Below are 20462 nucleotides of genomic sequence, written 5' to 3' on the forward strand. Positions count from 1 at the left end.
AAGGGTTTTCCCGCAAAATTTCAGCTAAAGCGACTCGCCAATTGACCTGAAATCGGTGTGTAGCCTAAGGTTGTGGGGATTAAGTTGTCCAAAACCATTTTGTGAAATAGATTACGATTCCTTTCAACTGGTTTTTCAGTCTATAAGCCGTATAATAGAGTTAAATCATCCTTAGCAGTTGGTTGGACAGTAAAAATGTAACCGTTTTAACCAATAACTTACTGAGTAGCTTGCTGCATGGGGGAGAACATTACAGAAAAGGGGTCGTTTAACAATGGCAACGATTTTAGTTCTAGGTGGCGGATATGGCGGCATGCGGGCCGTTAAATTTTTGCAGCGGGAAGTTCCAAGTGAGGACCAAATTATTTTAGTCGACAAGTCCGGGACCCACGTTGAAAAGACGAACTTACACGAAGTTGCGGCGGGGACCATTGCACCAGATCGCATTACGTACGAAATCAACGACGTTATTGGCAACCGGGTTAAATTTATCCGGGATACCGTCACAAATATCGATATCGACCAGAAGCAAGTTACGCTTGAGAACCATGATCCGCTGACCTATGATTACGTGATCATTGCGCTGGGCTTCCAATCCGAAACGTTTGGCCTGAAGGGCGCGGCTGAAAATGCCTTACCACTGGAAGACTTGGAGACGGCGGAGGCCATTTACCAACACATTGAGAACAATATCAAGGACTATGCCAAGACGCAGGATCCCAATGATTTGCGAATCGCTGTTTGTGGGGCTGGGTTTACTGGAATTGAACTCTTAGGTGAATTGACCCAGTCGATGCCTAAACTGCAGACGCGTTACAATACGCCAGAAATTAAGATTGCTTGCTTTGAAATGGGGAAGACGATTCTGCCGATGTTTGATAAGTCGCTTGGCGATTACGCCCTGAACTTTCTGGCAAAGCACGACGTTGAAATGAACTTAGGTGCCGCGATTACCGAAATCAAGCCGGGCGCCGTGGTCTACAAGGATAGCGATGAACAAGAACATGAATTTGCCTCTAACAACATTGTTTGGACCGTTGGGGTCAGTGGGTCACACATCATTGCGGACTCTGGGTTTAGCCAACGACGGAACAGAGTCGTGGTGCAAGACGACTTAACGCTGGAAAATCATCCCGAAGTTTATATTATCGGTGACGTGTCCGCTGTGATGGACCCAGCCAGCAAGCGGCCATACCCAACGACTGCGCAAATTGCCTTGGCTTGTGCTTCACACGCGGCTAAAAATATTGGCTTGGCCTTACGCGGACACGAGACGCGACCATTTGTCTACAAATCAAGTGGGACCGTTGCTTCTTTGAGTGACCGCGATGGGGTCGGCGAAATCTTCAGCAGCAACAAGAAGGTTCACGGCTACATGGCCTCCGCGCTGAAGAAGATCATCACGGACCGTTCTTTAATGGAAAGTGCCCACCTGAGCACCACGTTAAGCAAGGGCCGGTTCGACCTTTATCATTAAAATTAAATGTGACAGTAGGGCCGTGGCGAAATGTCACGGCTTTTTATTTGTCGCTACGTGCGGGTACGCGGTGGATGTATTTGGCAAGTTGATGATAAGGAATTGAACACCACGTCGAAGATTCTGATCGGACATCGCTCATGAAGTGGGCAGAGTTGGTGTCTGCTGGGGTAAAGTTGGTAGAGAATGCTAAATCGCGTGGTAGCGGGACGGTTAACGGCCGGCAATGGTAAATGGGTAAGACTAATAAGAATGTTATGACTAGATGACCTAGTGTCGAATTAATACTTTTTGGTTACAGAATGGAAAATGCGGGGGACAGATTAGCTCACTTGCTTTTTTAATGGTAAAATAAGGCGAAAAGGGTGATGAGGATGCGCCAAAAGAAGTTGGCAACACCACTAGGGACGGTTACCGTGATGTCGGATGGCCTGAACTTAACGGGACTGTGGTTTACGGACCAGAAATATTATGGGAGTACCTTGCCCAAGTTGAGCCTAGTGGGAGACACCCCCGTGTTTGACCGGGTTGCGGATTGGTTGACAGCGTACTTCGCGGGGGAGCAACCCGTCGTTGATTTTCCGGTCCGGCCAAGCGGCACGTCATTTCGACAGACGGTCTGGACGGTCCTCCAACAGATTCCGTATGGCGAAGTGCGAACGTATGGTGACATTGCGGCGGTGGTTAGTCAACGGGTTGGTCACGACGTCGGTGCTAGAGTAATCGGTGGCGCCGTCGGTCATAACCCAATCAGCTTGGTCATTCCGTGTCATCGCGTCGTTGGTGGAACTGGTGAGTTGACTGGTTACGCCGGGGGCTTAGAACGGAAAAAGTCGTTATTACAGCTAGAGGGTTGCCTACAAGGGGACCAGGAACACGTAGTTCTCGAAAAAAATTAATGTTTTTCTTTAAAATTTACGTGTTTATTACTAATTGTGTACAAAACAATAGTACAATCAGTTAAAACCTATGCTATAATCAATGATGTTCAAAAAACGAGTCATGTTATTGTTAATATAGATAACTAGTTAGAACCTATCTAATATTTTTCGCGAAAGGGGTTTCTTCTTACTCGAAGACGCGTATAATTTTAGACAGCTTAGAGCGGACATGAAAGTTGTTGGTCTCTGGGGGGACACCGACAGTGATTAATACGCAAATCAAAATGGTGTGTGAATGATTGGAGGTATCACGATGGCTGCATCAGAAACTAAGGAGCGAATTGCGGAGGCCTTGGCTTCGTTGTTGAACCACAATACGTTTGATAAGATTACCGTCCGGGAAATTGCGGATGAAGCGGAAGTTCACCGGAAGACTTTCTACTACTACTTCGCGGATAAGTACGAGCTGCTGGCGTTTGTCTATGAGCACTTCATTGTTGAAGCGCCACGTCGCGAGCAACCGATGACGTTAACCTTAGAGAACTGGCGTCCGGCCGTAATTCAGTTACTGGAACGGATCGCTGATAATTCAAAAATTTTCCTGAACGCTTACCCCTATGATGATGGGGTTTGGCGACAATCTGCGAATGAATTTGTGGCCTCACGACTGTCAATTCTGCTTCACGCAATGCCCGAGTACCGTTACTTAAAAGAAGACGTGATCGATACGTCGGCTGAATTTATTGCCGCTGGTGCGTTAGGTATCATTAACAAATGGGCGGATGACGATTTCACGGCAAGTCCGCGAACCGTCTTAGATCAAATTACCACGGCTAACCGGCTATTCAACGGGGTTTTGGACCGTTGGAAGTTGAGCTAGTCAGATTAAAAGTTGTTGGCGATAGGTCAGCAACTTTTTTTGTGGTCTGACACTAGTTGGTGATTAAGCAGTGTTGCTCGCAGATAAGTTGGCCCGTTAAGAACTGTAGCCATAAAACTGACAATTATCAAATGAAAGCGCTTAATTTAGACGACGAACTGGTATACCAATTATTTAGTTGCAACCGGTTGAAAGTGGATATTACCGGTAATTTCACTAACAAATTGATTATTTAATCACAAACGGAGTACTAGCATTATGGGGTTGTAGGGGGTATAGTACAGAGCGTAAGGGGTTACATTGTGAATCTGGACGAACCCCACAAGGAGGATATTACCATGGCATACCAAACTACAAATCCCTATACCAATGAAGTCGTCAAGACCTACGAAAACGCAACACCCGAATACGTTGAAGAAAGTTTAGCGAAGGGCCAGGCCCTCTACAAGGAGTGGCGAAACGATCCGGTGGCGAGCCGAATTCCAGTCCTGCGTAAGTTAGCCAAGATTTTCCGTGATGAAACTGATAGTTTAGCTGAAGTATTGACCACAGATATGGGTAAATTATTTGCCGAAGCTCAGGGGGAAGTGATCCTCTGTGCAGAAATCGCTGAATACTACGCCGACCACGCCGAGGACCTGCTAGCGCCACGGGCCATTGACAGTATTGCCGGTGATGCCCAACTGGAGAATCATCCGCTGGGGGTTCTGATGGCCGTTGAACCTTGGAACTTCCCGTATTATCAAATGATGCGGATCTTTGCGCCAAACTATGCAGTTGGCAACCCAATTGTGTTCAAGCACGCGGCGATTACACCAACGTCAGCGGTGGTCTTTGAAGATGCCGTTCGGCGGGCCGGGGCGCCAGATGGGGCATTGACCAACTTGTTCGTCTCCTACGATCAGGTCTCCGCAATCATTGCCGACAAGCGAATCCAAGGAGTCGCTTTGACCGGTTCTGAACGGGGCGGGGTCGCAGTGAATGAGGTCGCTGGGAAGTACTTAAAGAAGACCACCATGGAATTAGGTGGGACGGATGCCTTCATCGTGGCCGAAGATGCCGACATGGCGGACGTTAACGCAATTGCACCGCGGGCGCGGCTGTACAATGCTGGTCAGGTCTGCACGTCATCCAAACGATTTATCGTTACGGCTAACCACTACGATGAGTTCTTGGAATCTCTGAAGGCGGCCTTTGCGTCAGTTAAGTTGGGTGATCCAATGGACCCAGAGACGACGCTGGCACCGATGAACTCTAAGAAGGCTAAGGAAAAATTACAGAAGCAAGTGGACGCCGCGTTAGACGGTGGTGCGACGGCTTACTTCGTGCATGATCCGGTCGACAGTGAAGGTCAATTCTTCCTACCAACGATTTTAACGGATATCACCAAGGATAATCCAATGTATGGCAAGGAAATGTTCGGTCCCGTGGCGCAGGTCTACAGGGTTGCGAACGATGAAGAAGCCATTGCACTGGCTAACGATGCCGATTACGGCCTGGGTGGTATTGTCTTCGCGGGCAGTGCAGAGTCCGGTGCCGCCATTGCCTCAAGAATTGAAACGGGCATGGTCTTCGTCAACACCTTCTTCAGTTCCTTACCAGAACTTGAATTTGGTGGCGTCAAGAAGTCCGGTTTCGGTCGTGAACTCGGCCAAAGCGGTATCTTCAGCTTCGTGAACCAAGAACTGGTCGTTAAGCGGGATCACCCGAACGATGACGAAAATGGTGGACTGATCTTACCTCACAAATTCTAAATTTTAATGACACGAAAGGCCACCGCACTCCATCATTTTTCGGTTGATGATTGGGTGCGGTGGCCTTTTTGAAGTTTTAAAGAGTTTCAAGAATTTTGTCTTTGGCGACATTAGCAAATTTGATAAACGTTTCCTGACGATCAATTGACATTCTGTATTTAGGCGTCGTAATGGAAAAAGCGCCGTAGAGGTGATTGGATTTAATCAGGGCGAACCCGATACAGTACACGTCAGGTTCGTTCTCTTCGTTATCGATGGAGTAACCGCGTTGTCGAATCAGAGCCAGATCATCACGGAGAGCTTGCGGATCGGTAATGGTGTTAGGGGCGACATGTTGTAGCGGACTGACTGTTTTTAGATATTGGTCGAGTTCTTCAGCGCTAAAGGTTGCGAGCATGGCTTTACCCATGGAGGAAGAATAAAGATGCATGCTACCGCCGATATGTGATTTCAAATTGACACTGCGCTGGCTTTCGTATTTCTCGACTAAAGTTACCTCGTCATGAGCAATGATTCCTAGATTGATGGTTTCAGATGTTTCATCACGTAGTTTTTCTAAGGCTGTGTGGGTGATGTCGCGGATATCGAAATTTTCGGCGACTCGTTGCCCGTAACGAAATAATTCCATCCCTAACTGATAGCTCTTCCCGTCAGTGGTGCGCGTTACCAATCCTAAAACGTCAAGTGTGGTTAAAATCTTGAGCACAGTCGAACGGGTCATCTCGATGCCATCGCTGATTTCCTTTAACGTTGGTGCCGTTTCTTGTTGGGCAATATAATCCATGATCTGTTTTGCCCGTACCAAAACGGTCCCGTATAATTTAGCTTCTGCCATATTGTTCACTCCATTATTTATTTCCGAATAAGAAATTTCCGTTGAACTAATCTTACTCAACTTTCCGTTAAAAGTAAATGGAGGGTGTTTATTAATCCAATAATTGTTAATTAAAGGCACAAAAAAAGGCCAAAAACGGTTGTCTTTTTGGCTTTTTTTCGAATTATCACAATTTAGCTATTATTAATAATTAACTAGTTGTTCTTTACCAACAAGTCAATGCCATGACGAATTTCGTCATCAGTAGCAGGGTATTCTAAGGCAACTGGTAAGCCCTTTGGTAAAATCTTCAAAGCAGCCTTCCAGTCAATGACCCCCTTGTCGAGGGCAACAACGTTAGGCTTTGCGCCGCCTAAAACGTCGTTCTTGACGTGGATGTAACGAGTGAAGTCACTGAGCTTCTTAGCGGCGTCCAATTCGTTTTCGTTGACGAAGCGCCAGTTACCTAAGTCAAAGACAAACTTGATATCAACGTTAACGGCCTTAACTGCTTCCAAGAACTTCAGGATGTTAGCAGAGCTACCGTTGGCAGTTGATTGGTCATTTTCAACGTTGAATTCAATTCCAGAGTCAGCGTACAGGGAAAGGGCGGAAACCAGGTCACCATTGAAGGCAGCGAAGTTACCGATGTTCATTTTCAGTGAAGTAACGCCCATTGCCTTTGCTTCGGCGAAGTATGTAGGGAGTTCAGGGTTCAATGCACCATCGTCAGTAAAGATCTTTTCTGGAACACTGTAGAACAACTTCAATTGGTGCTTCTCGACGAAGTCCTTAATGTCGGCAGCTTCTGCAGCGGGGTCAGTAAAGAATTCCCGCCGGACTTCAGCTTGTTTGATGCCAAAGTCAACGACGCGTTGCAACATGCTAAGTTGAGCTTCGCCATCGTTGTGTTGTTGGTCAAAAACTAACGTGTTGAGTACGATGTCTTGTTTATCCATGATTGAGCCTCCAAATTTATTATTAAAAGCACGCTTATAGTAATCGCTTACAAATAACTCTGTCAAATAAAAAAATACCGATTGATAATCAAAATTCATCAAGAATCGTGATTACATCGGTATTTTTTGTGGGTTGAAAATTTATTTTTGAACAGCGCTAAAATCGGCCTTTTGCGAAACTAATCGTAAAAACTCAGGCATAGATAAATCTTCAATCTTCTTAGTTGTGTCCTCCAAGAATTCGCTGGCCTCGGAAGAGTTAAATTGTTCAATCAAAACGTATGCGGTTAAGTAGGCAAAGAGCTGTTCCTTGGCCTTATCCTGCATATTTGCTTTAGCAACGTCAGTTTTAGAAATGGAATCGACGAAGTGATAGGCGAATTCCTTGGGATCAATATGAATTTGTTTTGTGCTCATGTGATAGCCTCCTAATCAGTTAACACGACTCATATTACAGCTTTAAAATGTCAGGTCAACATTGACAGTTTATGCACAATTCAGATATTACCAGGGTTACCGGTCTATCGCGATTTGTTTTTGCGTAAGTTCTGAAACTTTTTTTGATTGAAAGTGGCTGAGCTTTCAGAAAAAACGTTTCCAATTTGGAAATGTAAGTCACACAGTATAGGAGAAAAAGTGATGGACAAAAAAAGTTTTAAAAATTTCAACCATTGCTAAAACCCGCCATGTTAAGGTTCTTGAAAGCGTTTTCGTCTTTATCACACCTGCATGCTCAAAATAACACTTGCTTTTTATCTGAATCGGCGATATGCTGTGTTTGTCAAAAAGGAAATGCAATTTCCAAATAAGAAAATTGGAGGAAACAAAAATGGCATTTAGCATGGTAACGAAGTACGCACACAGTCCTAAGGATATTGACCACTACAACACGGATGAATTACGTGACCAATTCTTAATGGAAAAGATTTTTAACCCAGGCGACGTTTTGTTGACTTATACATACAACGACCGGATGATCTTCGGTGGTGTTACACCAGTTGACAAGCCACTTTCAATTGCCTTGAGCAAGGAATTGGGTGTTAAATACTTCTTACAACGTCGTGAACTTGGCTTCATCAACATTGGTGGTGAAGGTAAAGTTACGATCGATGGCAAGGAAGACACGATTGCACCTCATGATGGCTACTACATCAGCATGGGTACTAAGGATGTTCAATTCGAATCTGTTGATCCTAAGAAGCCAGCTAAGTTCTACGTTGTTTCTACGCCAGCACACCGTGCATACCCAACTAAGAAGCTGTCTTACAAGGATGCTATCGCAATGCCAATGGGCGACCAAGAACATATGAACAAGCGGACCATCCACAAGTACATTGATGCTTCTATTATGGACACTTGTCAATTACAAATGGGTTACACCGTTCTTGAACCAGGTAACTCATGGAACACGATGCCAGCTCACACCCACGCACGTCGGATGGAAACTTACCTTTACACTGAATTCGGTTCAAAGGATACCCGTGTTGCTCACTTCATGGGAACTCCAGAAAACACGAAGCACATCTGGTTGGAACCTGACCAAGCTGTTGTAAACCCTAGTTACTCAATCCACTGTGGTGTTGGGACTACCAACTACTCATTCATCTGGGCTATGTGTGGTGAAAACCAAACCTACGATGACATGGACGCAGTTGAAATGCATCAATTACGGTAATCACTTAATTTTTCGGAGGTAATTTTAATATGGCACAATCCAGAGAAGAGATTGAACACAACCAAGACTCATTGAATCAATTCAAGATGAACTGGTTCAGTCTGGCTGGCAAAGTTGCAATCATTTCCGGTGGGAACACTGGACTTGGCCAAGGCTACGCTGTAGCCATGGCAGAAGCTGGTGCCGACATCTTCATCCCAACGTTTGGGACTGAAGGCTGGGACGACACCCGCGCATTGATTGAAAAGCGTGGCCGTAAGGTTGAATTCATGGATGTGGATTTAACTGAAAAAGGTATCGCTGACAAAGTTGTTGCTAAGGCAATGGAAACCTTTGGACACATTGACATCGTGGTTAACAACGCCGGGATGATCAAGCGGAACCCTATTCTTGAATCCAAGGATAAGGACTGGGATCAAGTTATTGCGATTAACTTATCCGCCGTTTACCACATGTCTCTAGCTGCTTCCAAGGAATTCGCTAAGCAAAAGTCAGGGAAGATCATCAACATTGGTTCAATGTTGTCCTTCCAAGGTGGAAAGTTTATTCCATCTTATACCGCTGCTAAGCATGGTGTTGCCGGCTTAACTAAGGCCTTTGCTAGTGAAATGGCTGCTTACAATGTTCAGGTTAACGCGATCGCACCAGGTTACATCAAGACGGCTAACACGGCACCTATTCGAGCTGACAAGTCACGGAATGATGAAATTCTCGGCCGGATTGCTGCTGGACACTGGGGTGAACCTTATGAACTGATGGGTATCTCAGTTTACTTGGCAAGTAATGCCGCTAACTATATTAACGGTGCAATCATCCCAGTTGATGGTGGCTACTTAGTTCGTTAATCATACAAAAAATGGATACAGAGTTTATTCTCTGTATTTATTTTTTGGAAAAATTGTGAAAATATTTCAAAAAAACGAAATGCGCAGGTAGATATTATGAAAATCAAAAAAAATATTGAAAAAATACCTGGTGGCATGATGGTTGTACCCCTGGTTTTGGGTGCAATTATTCATACTATCTGGCCGAAACTTGACGTTGCGTTGACGGGGGTTACTGGGTCTTACATGGTTGGGACTTCAGTTATCTTGTTCATCTTCTTCTTTGCCGTTGGGACCAACATCAACTTGAAGTCTTCGGGTAAGATTGCTGCTAAAGGGTTAAGTCTATTATTAGGTAAAGTTATTCTTGCGGCTATTATTGCGGTTATTTTGAACATGTTCCTTCCTAAAGAAGGGGTGACGACCGGGGTCTTCACTGGGTTGTCTGTCTTAGCCGTTTTGGCTGCGTTCAATGCATCTAACGGTGGGTTGTATGTTGCCTTGATGACGACGATTCCTAACCGTGACGTCGATGTCGCTGCTTATCCATTCTTCAGTATTCAATCCGGACCATTCTTTACGATGATTACTTTGGGTCTTGCCGGTATTGGTGCCTTCCCGTGGCCAGCACTGGTTTCAACCTTAGTACCGTTTGTCTTAGGGATGATCGTTGGGGGATTGGACCACGAAATGCGTGACATGTTCAGTCCACTACAAGGTGGCTTAGTTCCATTCTTCGCCTTTACTATTGGTTACAGTTTGAACTTGGATATGATTTTACAATCTGGTTTAGTTGGGATCTTAGTTGGTGTCTTGGTTGTCTTTGTATCTGGTTACTTCTTATACTTACTCGACCGTTACTTGGTTCGTTCCGATGGCTTAGCCGGCTGGGCTGCTTCATCAACTGCTGGTGCCGCTGTTTCTGTGCCAATCGTTATTGCACAGATGAACCCTGCATTTAAGTCAACTGCCGGTTCAGCAACTGCTATTGTTGCTACCAGTGTTCTGGTTTCTGCTATCTTAACTCCAATCGTCACGATGTGGTACTACCGTCGTTTGGTTAAAAAGGGCAAGATCGTGCCAGCAGAAGATGCCGACAAGAGTGTTGAAACGAAAGCAACTACGAAACAAGCTTAATAATATAGTAGAAAAAGATTTTTGCACAAGAATTTCTTGAGTGGTTAGGAAAGTGATGAACAGTGGCTGAGTTTTTAACAATCGGTGAACCTATGGCGGTATTCGCAGCGGAAAACGTTGATGCTACCTTAGTTGATGCCGCAAATTTCCAGAAGTATCTGGCCGGAGCAGAATTAAATGTCGCGATTGGGATTTCACGATTAGGACATTCGACGGAGTACGCTTCATCCGTTGGGACAGATCCCTTTGGCAAGTACATCATTAAGGCCGTTTCTGACGCTGGTGTTGGGACCAAGTACCTGGATAGTAACCCTGACTTTTGGACGGGTTTCTATCTAAAACAACGTGTGAGTCATGGCGATCCGCAGACTTACTATTTCCGTAAGAATTCAGCGGCTGCTAATTTCAACAGTGGTAATCTCGACAAGATTGACTTTGATGGTCTGAAAATTGCCCATCTGTCAGGGATTTTTGCAGCGTTGTCTGACAATGATTTAGCAGTCTTAAAGGACTTAAACCAACGGCTGATTCAGCACAACGTCACGGTTACTTTCGATCCGAACTTACGGCCAGCACTCTGGTCTAGTCAAGAACGGATGGTTGCCGTGACCAATGAATTGGCTAAGCAGGCGAACGTTGTTATGCCTGGTATTAATGAGGGTGAAATCTTAATGGGGTCACGTGATCCCGAAAAGATTGCTGATTTCTACTTACAGCAGAGCGAGTTAACCCAGACGGTCATCGTTAAATTAGGACCGGATGGCGCGCTGATTAAGCAAAAGGATGGTTCCCAAGAGGTCGTTTCGGGCTTTAGAGTTGATCAAGTTGTAGATACTGTAGGTGCTGGCGATGGCTTTGCTGTCGGCTTCATCTCCGGATTACTTGAAGGAAAAACGTTGCGCGAAGCCGTTAAACGGGGCTGTGCGATTGGGGCTTTGGCCGTTATGTCACCTGGTGACAACGATGGTTACCCAACACCAACTCAATTAGCAGATTTCTACAAGCAACAAGCAGCATTAAGCTAGATAAAATAAGGGGTCAATTGACTATGAAGAGAGCAGAATTATTAACCAAAATGATCAACACTGGGGTTATTGCCGTTATCCGTGCAGAAACGCCAGAAAAAGCGGTTAAAGTCGCCGATGCCGTTATCGCCGGTGGCGTTACTGGTTTGGAATTAACTTACAGTGTGCCGCATACTGATACGGTTATTAGTGAATTAGTTGGTAAGTATGCCGATACCGATGTTGTTGTCGGTGCTGGTACTGTCTTGGACGCAACCTCCGCACGGTTAGCCATTATCGCTGGTGCCCAATTCGTTGTTAGCCCAACTTTCGACAAAGACGTTGCCTTAATGTGCAACCTGTATCAAGTACCTTACGTTCCTGGTACCTTTACCGTTACTGAAGCCCAAACTGCTTTGAAGTACGGTTCTGAAGTTGTTAAATTGTTCCCAGGTGCGATGGCCGGAACCGTTGCCATCAAAGAATACCACGGACCATTCCCTTACTTGAACGTGATGCCATCCGGTGGTGTTAACGTTCAAAACATGAGTGACTGGTTCGCAGCGGGTGCCGTTGTTGTTGGTGCTGGTGGTGGTTTGACCGCCCCCGCAGCTGACGATGATTTCGCTGGTGTTACTCGTAATGCCAAGGAATACATGGACGAATACAACCGCATCAAGAATGCAGAACTCGTTTAAATTTAGCTTGAGAAAGTCCGCCGATCAATCCCGGCGGACTTTTTTTACGGCGAATAAGTTTTGTGCTTAAATCATGTCTGTGCGCAAAATAATTTCATTTCTCAGTATGATTGTGATACGCTGAACAGTAGAAAAGTGAAAGGGTGATCTATGATGTCAGATCGTTTAAAGGGAAAAGTCGCCATTATTACCGGAGGAGTTGCCGGTATCGGGCTTGGTATCGCTGAATGTTATGTCCGTGAAGGGGCTAAGGTTGTGATGACCGCTAACCATAATGTGGATGGGGGCCATGCTGCCGTTGCCAAGTTTGGTGATGATGTGAGCTTGTTCGTTCAACAAGACGTTGCGAGTGAAGCTGACTGGAAAAAAGTTATCGATGCCACAATCGAAAAATTTGGTAAGCTAGATATTCTGGTTAACAACGCTGGTGTTGGTGGCATGGGCGCTGCGATTGAAGATCTCGACTTAGCCGAGTGGCAATCCGTGATCGACGTTAACCTGACCGCTAACTTCTTGGGTGAAAAGGCAGCCATCAACGCCATGAAGAAGACTAACGACGCCAAAGGGTCCATCATCAACGTCTCCTCCGTTGCCGGACTGGTCGGTCTGCCAATGGCCCCAGCCTACTCCGCCAGCAAGGGTGGGAGTCGCCTGTTAACGCACGCCACGGCCTTAAACTTAGCACAACGGGGCATCGACATCCGGGTCAACTCCGTTCATCCAGGCTGGATCGACACGGCCATCATTCCTGACGTTGCACGGGAACAAATTATCAAGACGATTCCAGTGGGTCATTTGGGCAAGCCAAAGGACATTGGTGAAGTTTGCGTTTACCTCGGGAGCGATGAATCCGAATTCGCTAACGGGGCTGAGTTCACTGTCGACGGTGGGCAACGCGCTTAATCACAATTAAATTAAATAGAATCAAAAACGGTGTCGTCTCCAAATGGGATGACACCGTTTTCAATACCCCTGCAGGTATCTACCGTTCAGTTTTTAGTTTTGAATAAATGGCAGCATCGTAAAAATCGGTACTCGTCGGAATGTGTTGTCGCAGAATGCCATCGAGGTGGTAGTGGTTCCGTTCGGCCACTTGGCGGCTAGCGCTATTTTCAGTGGCTGCTAGGATCATCAATTTGTTGAGATGCAAGGTGTCGAAACCGACCTGCTCAGTCAGCGCCAGACTTTGGCTAACAACACCTTGGCCGCGGAATTCATGACCCAGCCAGTAGCCAATTTCACCATGACCGTCCTTCATCTCGTGGATGTCGATCATGCCGGCAGGGTGATTGGCGACCCAGATGACGCGTAGCCACAATTGATGATCGGCGTTGCGTTGTTGGCTGTACTGGAGAAAGGCCGCTTCGTCAGCTACCGACTGCATGCTGTCGGCCCATGGTAGCCATTTTTCAAGGAGCGGGCGATCCTGTTCAATTAAGGCGTATAGGGCTGGGGCATCGGTCACCACTGGTTCCTTCAGTCGCAGAAATTCTGACATATTACCCACCTCGCTATTGTTTTACCCAGTTATACAACAAGCGATAGTTATCGTCAAAAAAACGCCCGGTCAATTTGACCAGACGTTTTTTGAACTATTCAACGATGTGTAACGTATTTAAAATCAAGTAAACGTTCAAGATAATCAGGATAACCGCAATGACCCAGCCCAAGACGCGACTCCAAGTCCGGTTGGCGAACTCACCCATCAGCTTCTTACTACTGGTGAAGATGACTAGTGGAATCATGGCAAATGGTAACGCGATACTCAGGAAGACCTGTGAGAACGTCAGGAGATTTTCAATCTTCGCTTCGTTACCGTGATAGATAATGGCGAAGATGATCACTGGCGTTACGGAGAGCAGCCGGGTGATCAACCGTTGTGCCCAGAGTGGCATCTTTAAGTTGATGAACCCTTCCATGATGATCTGCCCGGCCAGCGTCCCGGTAATGGTTGAACTTTGCCCGGATGATAAGAGGGCTAAAGCAAACAGCATACTCAGAATCGGACTGGCAATGGCCCCAACAATTTGACTATCGCTCAAGGCGTTGAACAGGTCAACGAATCGGCCCAAGTCACTGTCAGTGCCGAAGAAGAGGGCGGCTCCTAAGATCAAGAGGAGACTGTTGACAACGAATGCTAGCGTCAATTGGATATTAGAATCAATAGTTGTAAATTTAATGGCCTGAGCCACACTCTTACGGTCCTTGCGATCAAAGCTCCGCGTCTGCGAGATTGATGACCCCAAGTACAAGTCATGGGGCATCACGGTCGCCCCAACGATCCCTAAGGACAAGTAGAGCATACCGTGATTCGTGATGACCTTGCTGGAAGGCAGGTAACCTTCAAGCACTTCGTTCATGTGTGGTTGTGCCAGGATAACTTCATATAGGAAGACGAATAAGATCACGGCCACCAACGTTGCGACGATGGCTTCAATTTTTCTAAATCCTAGTTTCATCAAGACCAACAGGACCAAGACGTCCATAGCGGTAATGATGATCCCGACGATCAGCGGGAAGCCAAACAACAGCTTCAAGGCAATCGCGGACCCGATAATTTCGGCGATATCGGTCGCCATAATGGCTAATTCAGTAATGATCCACAGGGCAAATCCAGTTCGCTTACCGGTGTGCTCTCTGGTCAACTGCGCTAAATCTTTTCCCGTGACGATTCCTAGTCGCGCCGACATGGCTTGCAGCAACATGGCGACTAAACTGGAAAGTAAGACCACGGTTAGTAACGTGTACTTGTACTGGGCACCACCGGCGATCGACGTGATCCAGTTTCCGGGGTCCATATACCCCACGGCAATCAACGCACCAGGGCCCGTGTAGGCCATTAGTGTACGCCAGAAGCCCGCATTTTGCGGCACTTCCACCGTTCCGTTGACTTCATCCAGGCTCTTTTGGTTGCTCCCGGTTGACTGAATCATATGGTGCTTCTTCTCGTCGGTTTCATGATTCTTCATAAAATCCCTCTTTTCTATTGGCTTAGAAATTCAGGTAGTCGATTGACTTCTGCCTTTCCTGGTAAACGCGAGTCAGCGTCAGCGAATGGTGCGAATAATGGCAAAACTTATCAAACTAACTCTAATGACGCGCTTCAATTCCAAACGTAAGTATAAGCCATTTCGCCGTAATGTCAACCGTATTACGATTAATTTTTGGTGGGCCAAAAAAGATTTTATATAGTGGAAGCTACAATTTTTAACTTACCGTTAGAGCGTGTGGGTCAACCGTTTCACTTACTGGTGCCGTTTTCATTCCGGGTAGGTCTGCACGTGTGAATTTTCGTACAAAATGATCGACCGGTTAGGGCAACTAACTTACTGATGTTGTTACCTAATCCTTGGATTAGTTTGGTCTTAATCTAGGGGTGGCCAAAATATTTTTCCAATTATAATTACGAAACGCTGGTAATTCATGTCAGCGTGAGTGAGTCCTAGTTTTTTGAGGGGAAGCGGGTGAAACCATCCTGAATATTGCTAGCTGAAGAGGCGCTTTACCGACAAAACCTTTTGGATAGTTAGCCATTATCCGTAGCAAAGAGTAGATAACCTAGTTTTCAAAACTAGATGATTGCGTTATAATGATTCTTATCGTCAATAACTGATACTAGGAGAAACGAGGTAACCGCCATGCAATCAGAAAAAATTGCCATTTTAGTGGACTCCTGTTCGGATGTCCCGGCGGCCGTTCTTGAGGCGGCTGACATGGCTTTAATGCCAATGAACGTCATTTTTCGTGATCGGGTCTACGAGGACCGCATTACGATTACGCCGACTGAATTTTATCGTCGTCAGGCCACTGAAAAGGCCACCACTGCCAGTCCAACTGGTAAACGAATCGTTGAAGCGTTGGAACGAATTCAAGCTTCCGGGTACACACACGTCATTGCTATCTGTATTTCCGCAGCGCTTTCAGGGACCTACCAGGAAACCCAGCTATTAGCCGCTGACACGCCTTTGACCGTCCATGTAGTCAACACTTGCAGTGTGGGGATTGGTAGCGGTTTTGCGGCCATTTATGCGGCCTCACTACGGGCTGCAGGGCACTCCTTCGCAGATATTGTCGCAGAAGTCGAACGGGTGACGGCTCAGACTAAAGTGTTCTTCTATGTGCCATCACTGAAGTACCTACAAGCCGGTGGCCGTATCGGTAAAGTGGCTGGCATGGCGGGGACCTTGTTGAACGTTAAACCGATCATTTCGTGTGACCCCGAGGGCATCTACTACCCGATTGCGAAGGTGCGCGGTGAAAAACGGACGATCCATAAGTTGCTAGCACTCGTCAATGATGCCATTGGTGACGCAAAGCACGTCAACGTGGCGGTCTGTGATGGTGTGGCGCCAGAATTGCGTGAGAATGTCCTTGAACAACTAAAGGCCGCCCATCCACAGGTTGAAAATTGGTATGCTGGGGATGTCTCGCCAGCTCTAGGTGTCCACACCGGACCGGGACTGATCGGTGTTGGTGTACAGGTGCTGGACTAGAGCCCATCGGCAGTGAGTACTAACCCCGATAGACGAATAATTCCGGTTGAGGATTGTTTGTCTATCGGGGTTAGGTGGAGTTGACTGTCCTTTGGCGTGCATTTCGACCATGTACGCTCGGAGCGCATAAAAGGTCTGGGACTTTTATCCCAGACCCAAACAAAAAAAGCCACGATTTACATCGCGGCTTGAGGGGGGATACGAGCAGGAATAGATACTTTGGGGGAGTGCTAAGTTCTGCTCGTAGAAAGAGTAATAAGAATTTGGTACAACCAGGTTAGCAACGTCTCTTGTTACTAACTTGATTGTAGTGTAACCCCTGATGCGATTAGGTGCAATTGATTGGTTTCATAAATTTACTAATAACAGCGAAACCCCTTGATAGTCCACTAAATTAACTCATTTTACAAACTAAAAGTAACCAGACTTACACAGGGTCAGTCTAAAAGTCGACGACTCTATAATCAATTAAAAGCGTGATAGCACGCGATTGAACGCCACTGTGGAGATTGCAGGGCGTTTTTTATTTTGCCGCAATGACTGATAACTTATTTGATAATCGTATAATAGAAAGGGAAATCGTGTAAGGACGGCCATTGACGACACTTTGACGATACTGACGGCGACCGCCGGTGGCGTACGTGAGTTTTTGAGAATGGTTCAGTCATTTTTGAACCGACTGTCTCACGAAAGGATATTTTAGGGGGAAGTCGATTGTGAATGAAATGGAACAGATTTGGCCGCCACAATAACTGGCAAGTAGTGACCCCGGACTGAAACTGTGTCCACGAACCAGCAAAGACGGCTATCCGTACCTGTTAATTATTTATACTGATTTTGTTATGAAAACCAGTCATAATGGGGATCTAGCTCCGACAGCATAACTGAAATAATGGGTGTAATTATCGTATTCTCAGCAGGAATGGTCCAGCAGGACAGCTAGCTTTTTGAAGAAAATGCCGTGGAGGAATAATTCTAGTGAATTTATTTGACATAATTTGGAATATTATTTGGCACCCCTTAGCTGTGTTGGTGCCGCTAACGAATCAGTTAGGAAGGGGGATCTATCCGATTTTATTTGCGTTGATTTTCTTGGAATCCGGTATGCTGATTTTTTCTTTTATTCCGGGCCAATCATTGTTATTTATGGTAGGCTCGATTGCCGCAAATCCGCAGTCACAGTTAAATATCTGGTTGCTCATTTTAATGTTTACGCTGGCGGCCACCGTGGGCTCGGCGGTCAAGTACCTGACCACGCTACGCTGGGGGCAACACCGGGAACGATTGATCTGCAAACTGCCGGACGATAAGGTTGCTCGAGCGACGGCGGTGTTTAATCGTAATCAGGATCAGACCTTGCTAATTGGTCGGTTTATCCCCTTTGTGGGGCTGTTTGTTCCCATCATTGCCGGCACAGCCGATATGGACTGGCGACAATTTCGTTACTATAATTTTCTTGGCAGCCTGATTTGGGTTGGGAGTTGTTGCACTGTGGGTTATTTCTTCGGGAATACGCCATTTGTCCGGAGCAACTTCACCTGGTTATTCTTGGTCCTTCTCGCCATCCCGTTTCTTTTCGGTCAAATCCGTCAAGCCATCAAACGGCGATATTAGCTTAAACTAAGAGCCGCTGATTTTTCCATAAAATGGAAGACTAGCGGCTTTTTGGATAAAGAAAGGGCCTCGAGTAACATGCGGATTACTCGGGGCCTTATTTAGGAATCTGTAAATAAATCACTTGTTTTGGGGGGAGTGCATCTATAGACAGTGATTCCTATCATCTATCACAGTGCTTAAGGTCAGAACGTATCACGAACTAACTATAGTTATCATAGCGACTCAATAGGGTGTTCGCAAGCAAACTGTGACTCTTTAAAAACATTGGGTAGAAAAGAGAAAACACCCCCTGAACGGTCGGGTTTAAAACTTATAAATGGAACCGGGAAATCTGTGAACTAACAAGCTATTTTGCCAATTTAACCTTTAAAATTTAATGAAGGTGGTATAAAAATGGCCAAATTACAATCGGGGTATACGGGTTACGGTATGATGTTAGGCTAGCAATTAAACTAACCAACTCAGTAAAACCTTCGTAATGAGACCGTTTCATCCGTTATAATAACGCTACTTATGGCACGATAAATAAAAATTGAAATTATTTATTAAAAGCGTTATAAAGCGTGCAGACTGCACGCTAGCCCGTCATTTTCTACGAAGTGTGAGTAATCACCCCGCTTTTCTCCCTTTTTCGAGACGAAGTCATTTATCTTTCGCTAACTTTCTAGTAGACTACCTTTAGAATCGTTTTTCATGTAGGAGGGTAAACATGAAAGTCATCATTGTTGGTAGTACACATGCTGGAACAAATGCAGCTATTCAAATTTTACGGGATCATCCGGATACAGATGTGACTATTTACGAACGCCACACCAATGTTTCTTTCTTGTCCTGTGGAATTTCCTTGTTCCTGGACGGTCAAGTCAAGCATCTCGAGGACATGTTCTATTCTTCTCCTGAACAACTGACTGATATGGGAGCCAAAATTAAGACACGGCACAACGTCTTGAAGATTGATTCAGAAAACAAGACGGTCGATATCGTGGACATGGATACGGGGAAGATGACCACGGATACTTATGACAAACTGATCATGGCAACGGGGTCAACCGTGACGGTGCCACCTATCTTTGGTATCGATGAAGATAAAGTGATGTTATGCAAGAACTACGATCAAGCCAAGGCCATCGACAAAGCAGCCAAAGGCAACAAACGGATCGCTATCGTTGGGGCCGGGTACATTGGGACGGAATTAGCTGAAAGCTATGCCCGGACCGGTCACGAGGTTCAATTGTTCCAATCACGTGAGATCATTTTGAACCATTACGTTGACAAGGGCCTTTCCGACCGTATCGTGAAGTTACTGAGCGACAATGGTGTTGACGTTCAATTGAGTCGGCGGGTGACCTCTTTCACTGGTAACGAAGACGGTGAACTAGTCATTGAAACGACCGAAGGCGACTTCACAGCCGACTTAGCCATCGTCTGTACCGGTTTTGTACCAAACACCGAGCTCTTACGGGGCCAGGTTGAAATGGACCGGCACGGCGCAATCATCATCAATGATTACGTACAGACGTCCAACCCAGACATTTATGCCTGTGGGGATGCCAGTGTGGTTAACTTCAACCCAACCGGCAAGCCAGCTTATACACCGTTGGCAACGAACGCTGTGCGGCAAGGGATGTTAGCTGGTGTCAACATCTTTGGGAATATTCAACGTTACATGGGCACTCAGGCCACTTCGGCGATGCAGATCTTTGGTCATACGTTAGCTTCTACTGGATTGACCATCGAACACGCCTTGCAGTCTGGGATGGACGCTGATATGGTTACCTTTGAGGGAACTTGGCGGCCAGAATACATGCCAACTACTGATCATTTGATCATCAACTTGGTTTATGATCGGAGCGACCGGCGTATTTTAGGGGCCCAATTGTTAAGCAAGCATGAAATCGCGCAGTCTGCGAATGCCATCTCCATTGCGATTCAAAACCGCAATACGATCGATGACTTAGCCTTTGTGGACATGCTCTTTAACCCGAACTTCGATGATCCATTTAACTACCTTAACTTGGTCGCTCAAATGGCCGTTGAAAAGGAAGTTAAGCGGGGCAATGATAAGCCACGGTTAACGGCTGGTATGAAGCCAGAGCAGAAGACCAACTAAATTTAGCTGTAGTCATGGCGGTCGTTCACCCGAATAGGGGAGCGGCCGTTTTTTGTGCTTGAAAAAGTAAAGGAAGCAAAACACTAGCCAAATTATGCCCCTGGGGGTATACTGATAAGTGCATTAGGCGTGACGGTCA

18 protein-coding genes are annotated in these 20462 nt (G+C 46.0%); 13 read left to right on the forward strand and 5 right to left on the reverse strand.

What is annotated here, in order from left to right:
- Window positions 1-274 precede the first annotated feature (274 nt).
- The 4 genes from FC99_RS12320 (at window position 275) to FC99_RS12335 (ending at window position 4992) form a co-directional block, all read left to right on the forward strand.
- Window positions 275-1477, forward strand: a complete 1203-nt coding sequence (locus FC99_RS12320; protein ID WP_048734577.1) for an NAD(P)/FAD-dependent oxidoreductase — start codon at window positions 275-277, stop codon at window positions 1475-1477.
- 374 nt (window positions 1478-1851) lie between these two features.
- Window positions 1852-2376 carry a methylated-DNA--[protein]-cysteine S-methyltransferase gene (locus FC99_RS12325; RefSeq protein WP_048734578.1) on the forward strand — a complete coding sequence of 175 codons (525 nt, stop codon included), beginning with the start codon at window positions 1852-1854 and terminating at the stop codon, window positions 2374-2376.
- A gap of 295 nt (window positions 2377-2671) precedes the next feature.
- Window positions 2672-3238, forward strand: a complete 567-nt coding sequence (locus FC99_RS12330) for a TetR/AcrR family transcriptional regulator C-terminal domain-containing protein (protein ID WP_048734581.1) — start codon at window positions 2672-2674, stop codon at window positions 3236-3238.
- A 338-nt stretch (window positions 3239-3576) separates the two neighbouring features.
- Window positions 3577-4992 carry an NAD-dependent succinate-semialdehyde dehydrogenase gene (locus FC99_RS12335; protein WP_048734582.1) on the forward strand — a complete coding sequence of 472 codons (1416 nt, stop codon included), beginning with the start codon at window positions 3577-3579 and terminating at the stop codon, window positions 4990-4992.
- 76 nt (window positions 4993-5068) lie between these two features.
- Here the strand turns inward: FC99_RS12335 and FC99_RS12340 are convergent, their stop codons facing one another.
- From FC99_RS12340 to FC99_RS12350, 3 genes are all read right to left on the reverse strand, one after another.
- Window positions 5069-5827 (reverse strand): IclR family transcriptional regulator, encoded by a 759-nt coding sequence (locus tag FC99_RS12340; protein ID WP_048734585.1) that lies wholly within the window; start codon window positions 5825-5827, stop codon window positions 5069-5071.
- 194 nt (window positions 5828-6021) lie between these two features.
- A complete protein-coding gene (locus FC99_RS12345; protein WP_048734587.1) occupies window positions 6022-6765 on the reverse strand; it encodes a sugar phosphate isomerase/epimerase family protein in 744 nt (247 codons plus the stop codon).
- 141 nt (window positions 6766-6906) lie between these two features.
- Window positions 6907-7182 carry a hypothetical protein gene (locus FC99_RS12350; RefSeq protein WP_048734590.1) on the reverse strand — a complete coding sequence of 92 codons (276 nt, stop codon included), beginning with the start codon at window positions 7180-7182 and terminating at the stop codon, window positions 6907-6909.
- 412 nt (window positions 7183-7594) lie between these two features.
- On the opposite strand from FC99_RS12350, the gene kduI reads away from it, so the two are divergent.
- From kduI to FC99_RS12380, 6 genes are all read left to right on the forward strand, one after another.
- Entirely contained in the window at window positions 7595-8440 is an 846-nt protein-coding gene (kduI, locus tag FC99_RS12355; RefSeq protein WP_048734594.1) for a 5-dehydro-4-deoxy-D-glucuronate isomerase, read from the forward strand.
- A gap of 29 nt (window positions 8441-8469) precedes the next feature.
- On the forward strand, window positions 8470-9285 hold the full coding sequence (gene kduD, locus FC99_RS12360) for a 2-dehydro-3-deoxy-D-gluconate 5-dehydrogenase KduD (RefSeq protein WP_048734596.1): 816 nt from the start codon (window positions 8470-8472) through the stop codon (window positions 9283-9285).
- A gap of 96 nt (window positions 9286-9381) precedes the next feature.
- On the forward strand, window positions 9382-10401 hold the full coding sequence (locus tag FC99_RS12365; RefSeq protein ID WP_048734598.1) for a 2-keto-3-deoxygluconate permease: 1020 nt from the start codon (window positions 9382-9384) through the stop codon (window positions 10399-10401).
- 62 nt (window positions 10402-10463) lie between these two features.
- Window positions 10464-11426 (forward strand): sugar kinase, encoded by a 963-nt coding sequence (locus tag FC99_RS12370; RefSeq protein ID WP_048734600.1) that lies wholly within the window; start codon window positions 10464-10466, stop codon window positions 11424-11426.
- A gap of 23 nt (window positions 11427-11449) precedes the next feature.
- The gene (locus tag FC99_RS12375) at window positions 11450-12103 is read left to right on the forward strand and encodes a bifunctional 2-keto-4-hydroxyglutarate aldolase/2-keto-3-deoxy-6-phosphogluconate aldolase (protein WP_056986565.1); all 654 of its coding nucleotides are present in this window, start codon (window positions 11450-11452) and stop codon (window positions 12101-12103) included.
- Window positions 12104-12256: 153 nt separating this feature from the next.
- Window positions 12257-13006, forward strand: a complete 750-nt coding sequence (locus FC99_RS12380) for a glucose 1-dehydrogenase (RefSeq protein WP_048734604.1) — start codon at window positions 12257-12259, stop codon at window positions 13004-13006.
- Window positions 13007-13085: 79 nt separating this feature from the next.
- Here FC99_RS12380 and FC99_RS12385 read toward each other — a convergent pair whose 3' ends face one another.
- Window positions 13086-13601, reverse strand: a complete 516-nt coding sequence (locus FC99_RS12385) for a GNAT family N-acetyltransferase (RefSeq protein ID WP_048734607.1) — start codon at window positions 13599-13601, stop codon at window positions 13086-13088.
- Between the two features lie 94 nt (window positions 13602-13695).
- A complete protein-coding gene (locus FC99_RS12390; protein ID WP_048734609.1) occupies window positions 13696-15072 on the reverse strand; it encodes an Nramp family divalent metal transporter in 1377 nt (458 codons plus the stop codon).
- A gap of 669 nt (window positions 15073-15741) precedes the next feature.
- On the opposite strand from FC99_RS12390, the gene FC99_RS12395 reads away from it, so the two are divergent.
- From FC99_RS12395 to FC99_RS12405, 3 genes are all read left to right on the forward strand, one after another.
- Window positions 15742-16596, forward strand: a complete 855-nt coding sequence (locus FC99_RS12395; protein WP_048734614.1) for a DegV family protein — start codon at window positions 15742-15744, stop codon at window positions 16594-16596.
- Window positions 16597-17574: 978 nt separating this feature from the next.
- A complete protein-coding gene (locus FC99_RS12400) occupies window positions 17575-18210 on the forward strand; it encodes a DedA family protein (protein WP_048734616.1) in 636 nt (211 codons plus the stop codon).
- A 712-nt stretch (window positions 18211-18922) separates the two neighbouring features.
- Window positions 18923-20323: an FAD-dependent oxidoreductase gene (locus FC99_RS12405; protein ID WP_048734619.1), complete on the forward strand. Its 1401-nt coding sequence runs from the start codon at window positions 18923-18925 to the stop codon at window positions 20321-20323.
- The last annotated feature ends 139 nt before the right edge of the window (window positions 20324-20462 follow it).

It is taken from the genome of Levilactobacillus koreensis JCM 16448 (assembly GCF_001435525.1).
GTDB lineage: Bacteria > Bacillota > Bacilli > Lactobacillales > Lactobacillaceae > Levilactobacillus > Levilactobacillus koreensis.